A 10,819-nucleotide genomic window follows, 5' to 3' on the forward strand; every position below is an offset into this window, starting at 1 on the left:
TGTGGCCGGGCGGGCCGGGCGACCTGCGGTGCCGGGTGGTCTGTGCTGGGCGGCTCGCCGGCTCCGGCGGCTGAACGGCCTGTTTGGCGGCACCGCCGGACGGGCGGGCGGCGTGCTTGTCCGGTAGGCAGCTTGTCTCGTCATCGAACAGCCAGTGCGGCCGTCTCGCACGCGGAGCGTGCGGACAAGCGGATAAGCCGTGCCGCCAGTTCGCGGCTGACGGGTCCGACTGTTCGGGCGGCTCGGTCGTTTCACGCGAGTCAGGGAGCCGTTGCCTGTGCCTGGGCGGAAGTCCTGCCGTCTCGGATCGCATCGGCACACCGTCGCTCGGGGCTGACCGGCCTGTCGCGGCACCGGAAACAGCCTGGAGAACACACGGGATCCACGGAAGTCCTGGGGAGGGGACGGCCAGGGTGAGCAAACCCTCTTTGTTTGAGCTTGCACGCTCGTGCATAATCATTCGTATGACGGTGAAGATCGCGGTAGCCGGTGCCAGCGGGTACGCGGGCGGCGAACTGCTGCGCCTGCTGCTGACCCATCCCGAGGTCGAGATCGGCGCTCTCACGGCGGCGAGCAGCGCGGGGACGACGCTGGGCACGCACCAGCCGCACCTTGTCCCGCTGGCCGGGCGGGTGCTGCTTGAGACGAACGCGGAGACGCTCGCGGGCCACGACGTCGTGTTCCTCGCTCTGCCGCACGGCCGCTCGGCCGAGATCGCGGCGCAGCTCGGGCCGGACGTGCTCGTGGTCGACCTCGGGGCCGACCATCGGCTCGCGGACGCGGGGGACTGGCGACGGTGGTACTCCGGCGAGCACGCGGGGCAGTGGCCCTACGGGATGCCCGAGCTGCCTGGTGCGCGCGAGAAGCTCGTGGGGACCAAGAGGATCGCGGTTCCGGGTTGCTTCCCGACCGGCGGGTCGCTGGCGTTGGCCCCGGCGTTGGCGGCGGGGCTGATCGAGCCGGCGGTCACCGTGGTGTCGGTGACGGGGACTTCCGGTGCGGGCAAGAGCCTGAAACCGAACCTGCTCGGGTCCGAGGTCATGGGCAACGCGAGTGCGTACGGCGTCGCTGGGGCCCATCGGCACACGCCGGAGTTCGTGCAGAACCTCTCCGGTGCGGCGGGCAAGCCGGTGACCGTGTCGTTCACGCCGGTGCTCGCGCCGATGCCGCGCGGCATTCTCACGACCGCGAGTGCTCAGCTCGCGGGCGACGTCGACGAGGCCGCCGCGCGCGCGGTGTACGAGAAGGCTTACGACGCTGAGCCCTTCGTCCAGGTTCTGCCCGAAGGGACCTGGCCGACGACCGCCGCCACGGTCGGCTCGAACAACGTCCAGCTCCAGCTCGGGATCGACGCCGACGCGGGCAGGCTGGTCGTCGTCACGTCGATCGACAACCTCACCAAGGGCACCGCGGGCGGTGCCGTCCAGTCGATGAACCTGGCGCTCGGTTTCGCCGAGGCCACCGGACTTTCCACCGTGGGAGTGGCACCGTGACCGTCACCGGACCGAAGGGTTTCCGCGCCGCGGGCGTGGCCGCCGGGATCAAAGCCTCCGGCGCGCTCGACTTTTCGCTGGTCGTCAACGACGGCCCGCTCGACGTCGCGGCGGGGGTGTTCACCCGGAACGTGATCAAAGCCGCGCCGGTGCTGTGGTCGCAGGAAGTGCTGAAGCAGCAGAAGCTGAAGGCCGTCGTGCTCAACTCGGGCGGGGCGAACGCGGCCACCGGGCCGGGCGGGTTCCAGGACACGCACGCCACCGCGGAGAAGGTCGCCGAAGTGCTGGGCACCGGGGCGATCGAGGTCGCGGTGTGCTCCACCGGCCTGATCGGCGAGCGGCTGCCGATGCCCGCCGTTCTGTCCGGTGTGGACAGTGCGGTCAAGGCGCTGGACGCCGGTCCGGAAGCGGCGCTCAACGCGGCCACCGGCGTCATGACCACCGACACCAAGCCGAAGCAGGCGTTCGCCCGGCACGAATCCGGGTGGAGCGTCGGCGGGTTCGCCAAGGGCGCGGGGATGCTCGCGCCGAACCTGGCGACGATGCTGTCCGTGCTGACCACGGATGCCGTGGCGGACAAGGAAACTCTCGACCGTGCGCTGCGCGCCGCCACGCACGTCACGTTCGATCGGCTCGACGTGGACGGCGGGACGTCGACCAACGACACGGTGCTCGTGCTCGCGTCGGGTGCGAGCGGCGTGGAGCCGACCGAGGCCGAGCTGACCGAGCTGCTCACGAAGGTCAGCCACGACCTGGTGCTGCAACTGCGGGCTGATTCCGAAGGCGCCACCAAGGATGTCGATGTCACGGTGAAGGGTGCGGCGTCCGAAGCCGACGCGATCGTCGTGGCTCGGACGGTCGCCGAGGACAACCTGGTCAAGACCGCCTTGTTCGGGTCCGATCCCAACTGGGGCCGGATCGCGATGGCGCTCGGCCGCGCACCTGCGCAGATCGACCCCGAAACGGTGTCGATCGCGATCAACGGCGTCACCTTGTTCGCGGGCGGAACGACGGCCGAGGACCGGTCGGCGGCCGACCTGTCCGGGCGGGCCATCGACGTCGTCGTGGATCTTGGCGTCGGCTCAGGCGAGGCGACGATTTACACCACGGACCTCTCGCACGCGTACGTCGAAGAGAACAGCGCGTACTCGTCATGACGGATACCGGAAGGCTCGTCTCTGCCGACGAACGGCTCACCAGCGCGGCCGAGAAGGCCGGGGTGCTGATCGAAGCGCTGCCGTGGCTGCAGCGGTTCAACGGCGCGACCGTCGTGGTCAAGTACGGCGGCAACGCGATGATCGACGATCAGCTGAAGGCCGCCTTCGCGCAGGACATGGTGTTCCTGCGGCTGGCCGGGCTGCACCCGGTGGTCGTGCACGGCGGCGGCCCTCAGATCAGCGCGATGCTCTCCCGGCTCGGCGTGCCGGGGGAGTTCAAGGGCGGGCTGCGCGTCACCACGCCGGAAACCATGGACATCGTGCGCATGGTGCTGGTCGGACAGGTGAGCCGCGAGCTGGTCGGCCTGATCAACGCGCACGGCCCGTACGCGGTCGGCATTTCCGGCGAGGACGCGCGGCTGTTCACCGCCCAGCGCAAACAGGCCACTGTGGACGGTGAGCAGGTGGACATCGGCCTCGTGGGCGAGGTCGCCGCGGTGAACCCGGACGCGGTCCTCGACATCGTGAACGCCGGGCGCATCCCGGTGGTGTCCACGGTGGCTCCCGACATCGACGGCGTGGTGCACAACGTCAACGCCGACACCGCCGCGGGCGCGCTCGCCGCGGCGCTCGGCGCGGAGAAGCTCGTCGTGCTTACCGACGTCGAAGGCCTTTACGCCGACTGGCCGGACCGGTCGTCGCTGATCGACCGGATCCCCGTCGACCGTCTCGAACGCATGCTGCCCGGCTTGGCCAACGGCATGATCCCGAAGATGGAGGCGTGTGTGCGCGCGGTGCGCGGCGGCGTGCGCGGCGCCCACGTCATCGACGGCAGGCTCGCCCATTCGGTGCTGCTCGAGGTCTTCACCTCGCGCGGCATCGGCACCATGGTGCTGCCCGAGGCGGCGCCTCCCGGAACGGAGCACGAGTGACTACCCTCAAGTCCAATGCGGACGGCCAGCAGCACTGGCAGTCGGCCGTCATGGACAACTACGGAACCCCCGGCCTGACCCTGGTGCGCGGCGAAGGCGCGCGAGTGTGGGACGCGGACGGCGCCGAGTACGTCGACCTGGTCGGCGGCATCGCGGTGAATGCTCTCGGCCACGCCCACCCCGAGGTGGTGCGCGCGGTCACCGAGCAGATCTCGAAGCTGGGGCACACGTCGAACCTGTACGTGAACCCGGTCGCGGTCGAACTCGCCGAAACCCTTCTCGACGTCGCGGGCCTGAACGGGCAAGGAAGAGTCCTGTTCGTCAACTCCGGTGCCGAGGCGAACGAAGCCGCGCTGAAGATCAGCCGGCTCACCGGCCGCAGCAAGGTCGTCGCGGCCGAGGGCGCGTTCCACGGCCGCACCATGGGCGCGCTGTCGCTCACCGGGCAGCCGTCGAAGCGCGAGGCGTTCGAGCCGCTGGTTCCGGGCGTCACGCATGTTCCCTACGGTGACGTCGAAGCGTTGCGGGCCGCCGTGGACGGCGAGACCGCCGCTGTCTTCCTGGAGCCGGTGCTCGGCGAAGCCGGGGTGATCCCGGCTCCGGACGGCTACCTGCACGCGGCGCGCGAGATCACCAAGGCCGCCGGTGCGCTGCTCGTGCTCGACGAGGTGCAGACCGGGATCGGCAGGCTCGGGACCTGGTTCGGCTTCCAGCAGGCCGGGATCGTGCCGGACGTGGTCACGCTCGCGAAGGGGCTCGGCGGCGGGCTTCCGCTCGGCGCGGTGATCGGCGTCGGCGCGGCGGGCGACCTGCTGAAGCCAGGCCAGCACGGCACGACCTTCGGCGGCAACCCGGTGTGCTGCGCGGCCGGGCTGGCGGTGCTGCGCACGATCGTCCGGGACGACCTGCTCGACCACGTTTCCGCGCTCGGCAAGGACCTCGCCGCGGGAGCCGAGGCGCTCGGGCACCCGCTCGTGTCCGAAGTCCGCGGCGCGGGGCTGCTGCTCGGCATCGGGTTGCGGAAACCGGTTTCCGCGGCGGTCGCGAAGGCCGCGCAGGAGGCGGGATACCTCGTCAACCCGGTCGCCGCCGACACCGTCCGGCTCGCCCCGCCGCTCGTGCTCGACGAGCAGCAGGCGCACGGCTTCCTCGCCGCCCTTCCGGGCGTGCTCGACTCCACCACCACGAAGGAATCCGACTGATGCCTCGCCACTTCCTCCGCGACGACGACGTCACCCCCGCCGAGCAGACCGCTCTGCTCGACCTCGCCGACCGGCTGAAAGCCGACCCGCTCGGCACGAAGGCGCTCGCCGGAGCCACGGTGGCCGCGATCTTCGAGAAGAACTCCACCCGCACCCGGTTCTCGTTCGAGGTCGGCATCAGCCAGCTCGGCGGGCATCCGGTGATCGTCGACGGCCGCTCGATGCAGCTCGGCCGCGAGGAGACCATCGAGGACACCTCGCGCGTGCTGTCCCGCTATGTCGACGCCGTCGTGTGGCGCACCTTCGCGCAGAAGCGCATCGACTCGATGGCGTCGGTAGCGTCGATCCCGATCGTCAACGCGCTCACCGACGAGTTCCACCCGTGCCAGGTGCTCACGGACCTGATGACCATCCGCGAGCGCAAGGGCAAGCTCGCCGGCCTCACGCTCACCTACCTTGGCGACGGCGCCAACAACATGGCGCATTCGCTGCTGCTCGGCGGCACCACTGCCGGGATGAACGTGCGCGTCGTGTCGCCGGAGGGGTTCCAGCCCGATCAGCAGGTGATGCTCGACGCCAAGCAGCGCGGCGCCGAAACCGGCGGCAGCGCGACCGTCTACACCGACGCGCACGAGGCCGTCGACGGCTCGGACGTGCTGGTCACCGACACCTGGACGTCGATGGGCCAGGAAAACGACGGTCTCGACCGGGTCGGCCCGTTCCGCGCGCTGCAGATCAACGCCGGGTTGCTGAAGCGCGCCGCCGACGAGGCGATCGTGCTGCACTGCCTGCCCGCGCACCGCGGCTGGGAGATCACCGACGAGGTGCTCGACGGCCCGGCCAGCGCGGTCTGGGACGAGGCGGAGAACCGGCTGCACGCGCAGAAGGCGCTGCTGGTCTGGCTGTTCGGGCAGAACGGCCGATGACCAGCAGCCGGGTCGGGCGCCAGGCGCGGATCACCGAACTGGTGTCCACGATGGCCATCCGCAGCCAGACGGAGCTCGCGCGGTTGCTGGCCGCCGAGGGGATCGAGGTCACTCAGGCGACGCTGTCGCGCGACCTCGACGAACTCGGCGCGATCAAGCTGCGTGGCGCCGACTCGGGCGCGCCGGTCTACGTCATCCCGGAGGACGGCAGTCCCGTGCGCGGTGTCCAGGGCGGCACCTCGCGGCTGTCCCGGCTGCTCGCCGAACTGATGGTGTCGGCGGATTCGTCGGGCAACCTCACCGTGCTGCGCACGCCGCCGGGCGCCGCGCAGTTCCTCGCGAGCGCGATCGACCGGGCCGCGCTGGAGGAGGTCGTCGGGTCCATCGCGGGCGACGACACAGTCGCGGTGATCGCGCGTGAACCGCTCACCGGAGGAGACCTCGCCGAGCGGTTCACCGCGCTCGCGCAAGGTTCGGCGGAAGGAAGCGAGCCGTGACCCGGCGGGTCGTGCTCGCCTTTCCGGGCGGGCCCGGCTCCTCGGCCGCGCTGGAACTCCTTGCTGGACAAGGCGAAGTGGTCGCTGTCGCGGCGGATTTCGGTGCGGGTGACGTCGATTTGTGCGCCCTGCGGAGGCAGGCGAGGGCCGGCGGGGCCAGCGAGACCGTGGTCGCGGACGTTCGCGAGGAATTCGCGAATGACTACTGTTTGCTTGCGCTGCAGGCGAATGCGCTGATCCTCGACCGGTGCCCGCTGGTCGAGGCGCTGGCCCGGCCGCTGCTGGCGAGCACGCTCGTCGCGACCGCGAGGGACCGGAACGCCTCGGCCGTCGCGCACGGCGGCGGCGGCGCGTTGTCCGGCATGATCGCGACACTCGCGCCGGATTTCGAGATCGTCGAACTCGGCATTCGAGGCGGGCAGGAACTGTCGACGAGCCGGACTTTGTGGGGCCGGGCCGCGGGCTCTGGCTACCGCTGGACCGAGGACGCCGTGGTGAACCTCGGCATGCCGGACGAAATCGTCGTCACGTTCGAGCAGGGCGTGCCGGTCGCGGTCGACGGCGAGACGGTCAGCGTGGCCGAGGCGGTGCAGCGGCTCGGCCACCGGGCCGGAGCGCACGGGGTCGGCCGGTTCGAGCTGGCGGACGGTTACGACGCACCGGGCGCGGCGGTGCTGATCGCCGCGCACCAGGAGCTGGAATCAGTCATGCTCGACCGTGATCTGGCGAGGTTCAAACGCGGCGTCGACCGCCGGTGGGCCGAACTGGTCCACGACGGATTGTGGTTTTCGCCGCTGCGCGAGCCGCTGGACGCGTTCGTCCGGCGGGCGCAGGAGCGCGTGTCCGGCGAGGTGCGGCTGGTGCTGCACGCGGGCAGCGCGACCGTCGCCGGCCTCCCCGGGAGGCGGCTTCGCCCGGTCGGACGGCGGTACCGCCGCGCGACCGGGCAGACTCCGCTGGGAAACACCCAGCATCCGAGCACCCAGGCGTCCTGAGACGCCGGACGAGAGAGGCAGAACGTGAGCGGGAAAGACCAGCCGGTGCAGCTGTGGGGCGGCCGGTTCGCCAGCGGGCCGGCCGAGGCGATGGCGGCCCTGAGCGCCTCGACCCACTTCGACTGGCGCCTGGCGCCCTACGACATCGCCGGATCGCGCGCGCACGCCCGCGTGCTGAACAAGGCGGGTCTGCTCACCGAAGCGGAACTGGCCGGGATGCTGGACGCGCTCGACACGCTGGCGCAGGACGTCGCGTCCGGCGAGTTCACGCCGACGGTCGCCGACGAGGACGTGCACACCGCGCTCGAACGCGGTCTGCTCGAACGCGCCGGTGCCGAACTGGGCGGCAAGCTCCGGGCAGGCCGTTCCCGCAACGACCAGGTCGCGACGCTGTTCCGCATGTGGCTGCGCGACGCCGCGCGCCGGGTGGTCGCGGGCACGCTCGACGTGATCGACGCGCTGGTGTCGCAGGCGTCCCGGCACCCGGACGCGATCCTGCCCGGGCGCACCCACCTGCAGCACGCGCAGCCGGTTCTGCTGGCGCACCACCTGATGGCCCATGGCCAGTCGCTGCTGCGCGACGTCTCCCGCCTGCGCGACTGGGACGCCCGCACCGCGGAATCGCCGTACGGTTCGGGCGCGCTGGCGGGTTCGTCGCTCGGTCTCGACCCGGAAGCGGTGGCCACTGAGCTGGGCTTCGACACCAGCGTGGAGAACTCGATCGACGGCACCGCCTCGCGCGATTTCGTCGCCGAGTTCGCGTTCGCCGTCGCGATGCTCGCGGTGAACCTGTCGCGGGTCGCCGAAGAGGTGATCATCTGGAACACCGCCGAGTTCGGCTACGTCACGCTGGACGACGCGTGGGCCACCGGCAGCTCGATCATGCCGCAGAAGAAGAACCCGGACGTCGCGGAGCTGACCCGCGGCAAGGCCGGACGGCTGATCGGGAACCTCACCGGCTTGCTCGCCACGCTCAAGGCCCAGCCGCTCGCGTACAACCGCGACCTGCAAGAGGACAAGGAACCGGTCTTCGACTCGGTCGAGCAGCTGGAGCTGCTCTTCCCGGCGATCGCGGGGATGCTCGGCACGCTCACCTTCCACACCGACCGGCTCGCCGAATTGGCTCCGGCCGGGTTCACGCTGGCCACCGACATCGCCGAATGGCTGGTGCGCCAGGGCGTGCCGTTCCGCGTCGCGCACGAAGCGGCGGGGGAGAGCGTGCGGGTCGCGGAGGCTCGCGGGGCCGGGCTCGACGAGCTGACCGACGAGGAGTTCCAGGCCATCAACCCGGCGCTCACCCCGGCGGTGCGCGAAGTCCTCACCGTCGAAGGTTCGGTGCGTTCGCGCGACGCTCGCGGCGGCACCGCGCCGGACCGGGTCGCCGAGCAGCGGGAGCGCCTGGTCGAACGCGTCGCGGCGCATCGGCAGTGGCTGAAGTGATCTGCCGGCGGGCCGCTGGTTAGGCTGGCGGCCTGACGAGGGGAGTGCGTGTGGACCGGTTGTTCCGGCGCGAAGAACTGGCACTGGACCCGGTCGACCTGGCTCGGCTGCTGCTCGGCGCCGTCCTTGAGGCCGACGCGCCCGAAGGCCGGGTCGGGGTGCGGCTCGTCGAGGTCGAGGCCTATCGCGGGCTCGACGATCCCGCTTCGCATTGCTACCGCGGGAAGACCCCGCGCAACGCGGTGATGTGGGGTCCGGCCGGGCACCTCTACGTGTACTTCGTCTACGGCATGCATTTCTGCGCGAACGTCGTCGGCACCGAGGACGGCCAGCCGGGCGCGGTGCTGCTGCGCGCCGGCGAGGTCGTCGAGGGCGCGGACATCGTGCGGAAGCGGAGGCCGAACGCGCGCGGCAACGGCGAACTCGCCAAAGGCCCGGCCATCCTCACCTCGGTGCTGGGTCTCGCCCGCGAGCAGAACGGTCTCGATCTCACCGATCCCCAGTCGCCGGTGCGGCTGCGTGCCGGCGAGCGCGTGCCCGCCGGCAACGTGCGCACCGGCCCGCGCGTCGGCGTCGCGATGGCGATGGACACGCCGTGGCGGTTCTGGATCGACGGCTCACCAGCCGTCTCGACCTACCGCCGCGGCGGGAAACGCCGGCAGGTGCGACCCGCGGGATAGTCGTTTGACCAGGTGGGGGATCATCTACAGGTGTGAGTGAGCACATCCTTGACGAGTTGTCCTGGCGCGGCCTGATCGCGCAATCCACCGACATCGACGCCTTGCGCCGAGAACTCGACCGCGGCCCGCTCACGCTCTATTGCGGCTTCGACCCGACCGCGCCCAGCCTGCACGCCGGCAACCTCGTCCCGCTGCTGATGCTCAAGCGGTTCCAGCGCGCCGGGCACCGGCCGATCGTGCTGGCGGGCGGTGCCACCGGGATGATCGGCGACCCGCGCGACAACGGCGAGCGCACGCTGAACACCCTGGACGTCGTCGCCGACTGGGCCGGACGGATCCGCGGGCAGCTGGAGCGGTTCGTGGATTTCGACGATTCGCCGACCGGCGCGATCGTCGAGAACAACCTCGACTGGACCTCGAAGCAGAACACGCTGGAATTCCTGCGGGACGTCGGCAAGCACTTCTCGGTGAACGTGATGCTGAACCGGGAGACGGTCAAGCGCCGGCTCGAGGGCGACGGCATGTCCTACACGGAGTTCAGCTACCTGCTGCTGCAGTCGCAGGACTACCTGGAGCTGTACCGCAAGCACGGCTGCAAGCTGCAGGTCGGCGGCTCGGACCAGTGGGGCAACCTCGTCGGCGGCGTGGACCTGATCCGCCGGGTCGAAAGCGGCGCCGCGCACGCGCTGACCGCGCCGCTGGTCACCGACGCCGAGGGCCGCAAGTTCGGCAAGTCCACCGGCGGCGGCAACGTGTGGCTCGACCCGGAGCTGACCTCCCCCTACGCCTGGTACCAGTACTTCGTGAACGTCGGCGACGCCGACGTGCTCCGCTACCTGCGCCTGTTCACCTTCCTCGACCAGGAGGAGATCGACGCGCTGGCGAAGGACACCGAGGAGCGCCCGCACCTGCGCGCCGCGCAGAAACGGCTGGCCGAGGAGTTCACGAACCTGGTGCACGGCGAGGACCAGACGCGCCAGGTCATCGCGGCGAGCCAGGCCCTGTTCGGCCGCGGCGAGCTGACCGGCCTCGACGGCCCGACGCTCGACGCGGCGATGGCCGAGGTCCCGAACGGCCAGGTCGAGCCCGCCGGCGACGCGACGATCGTCGACCTGCTGCTCGCCGGGGGACTGGTGGACAGCAAGGGCGCGGCGCGGCGGACTGTGAAGGAGGGCGGCGCGTACGTGAACAACGTGAAGATCGCCGACGAGGAGTGGAAGCCCTCGGCTTCCGACGCCCTCCACGGCCGCTGGCTCGTAGTCCGCAAGGGCAAGCGCACGGTCGCCGGCGTCCGCGTCGGGGGCTGAGCTCCGCCCTCGGCCCGAAACAGGGGCTCCGACCTGCGGGAACGCGGTTAAGGGACCCCCCTGTTTCGGGCCTTGGGAGGGCGTGTAAAGTTCTTCAAGTCGCCAGGGAAACCGGGTGGCCGCCGGGACACGAACCAAGCTCTCGCCTTTGGGGTGATTGAGTGGGTGTCCCACCAAAAAACTGCTAGGA

Annotated in this window: 10 protein-coding genes; all 10 read left to right on the top strand. The window is 70.8% G+C overall.

From position 1 onward, the window contains the following. Positions 1-464: 464 nt before the first annotated feature. Genes argC through tyrS form a run of 10 tightly spaced genes read left to right on the top strand, consistent with a single transcriptional unit; the run spans position 465 to position 10,629 of the window. Entirely contained in the window at positions 465-1,493 is a 1,029-nt protein-coding gene (argC, locus tag BM362_RS38070) for an N-acetyl-gamma-glutamyl-phosphate reductase (RefSeq protein ID WP_067582214.1), read from the top strand. Then, on the top strand, positions 1,490-2,650 hold the full coding sequence (gene argJ, locus BM362_RS38075) for a bifunctional glutamate N-acetyltransferase/amino-acid acetyltransferase ArgJ (protein WP_067582217.1): 1,161 nt from the start codon (positions 1,490-1,492) through the stop codon (positions 2,648-2,650). Before argC ends, argJ begins: the two co-directional genes overlap by 4 nt. Then, complete coding sequence (gene argB, locus BM362_RS38080) at positions 2,647-3,582, top strand: acetylglutamate kinase (RefSeq protein ID WP_067582220.1); 936 nt, start codon at positions 2,647-2,649, stop codon at positions 3,580-3,582. The genes argJ and argB overlap by 4 nt, the downstream gene beginning before the upstream one ends. After that, the gene (locus tag BM362_RS38085) at positions 3,579-4,784 is read left to right on the top strand and encodes an acetylornithine transaminase (RefSeq protein ID WP_093576441.1); all 1,206 of its coding nucleotides are present in this window, start codon (positions 3,579-3,581) and stop codon (positions 4,782-4,784) included. The genes argB and BM362_RS38085 overlap by 4 nt, the downstream gene beginning before the upstream one ends. After that, positions 4,784-5,710 carry an ornithine carbamoyltransferase gene (gene argF, locus BM362_RS38090; RefSeq protein ID WP_067582226.1) on the top strand — a complete coding sequence of 309 codons (927 nt, stop codon included), beginning with the start codon at positions 4,784-4,786 and terminating at the stop codon, positions 5,708-5,710. Before BM362_RS38085 ends, argF begins: the two co-directional genes overlap by 1 nt. After that, positions 5,707-6,207 (top strand): arginine repressor, encoded by a 501-nt coding sequence (locus BM362_RS38095; protein WP_093576442.1) that lies wholly within the window; start codon positions 5,707-5,709, stop codon positions 6,205-6,207. Before argF ends, BM362_RS38095 begins: the two co-directional genes overlap by 4 nt. Continuing rightward, on the top strand, positions 6,204-7,202 hold the full coding sequence (locus BM362_RS38100; RefSeq protein WP_067582232.1) for an argininosuccinate synthase domain-containing protein: 999 nt from the start codon (positions 6,204-6,206) through the stop codon (positions 7,200-7,202). The genes BM362_RS38095 and BM362_RS38100 overlap by 4 nt, the downstream gene beginning before the upstream one ends. Positions 7,203-7,226: 24 nt before the next feature. Next, positions 7,227-8,642 carry an argininosuccinate lyase gene (argH, locus tag BM362_RS38105; protein ID WP_067582235.1) on the top strand — a complete coding sequence of 472 codons (1,416 nt, stop codon included), beginning with the start codon at positions 7,227-7,229 and terminating at the stop codon, positions 8,640-8,642. Positions 8,643-8,686: 44 nt separating this feature from the next. Next, complete coding sequence (locus BM362_RS38110; RefSeq protein WP_067582239.1) at positions 8,687-9,322, top strand: DNA-3-methyladenine glycosylase; 636 nt, start codon at positions 8,687-8,689, stop codon at positions 9,320-9,322. Positions 9,323-9,354: 32 nt separating this feature from the next. Next, the gene (tyrS, locus tag BM362_RS38115; protein WP_067582242.1) at positions 9,355-10,629 is read left to right on the top strand and encodes a tyrosine--tRNA ligase; all 1,275 of its coding nucleotides are present in this window, start codon (positions 9,355-9,357) and stop codon (positions 10,627-10,629) included. Positions 10,630-10,819 lie beyond the last annotated feature (190 nt).

The organism is Amycolatopsis rubida (assembly GCF_900115345.1).
In the GTDB taxonomy this organism is placed as follows: domain Bacteria; phylum Actinomycetota; class Actinomycetes; order Mycobacteriales; family Pseudonocardiaceae; genus Amycolatopsis; species Amycolatopsis rubida.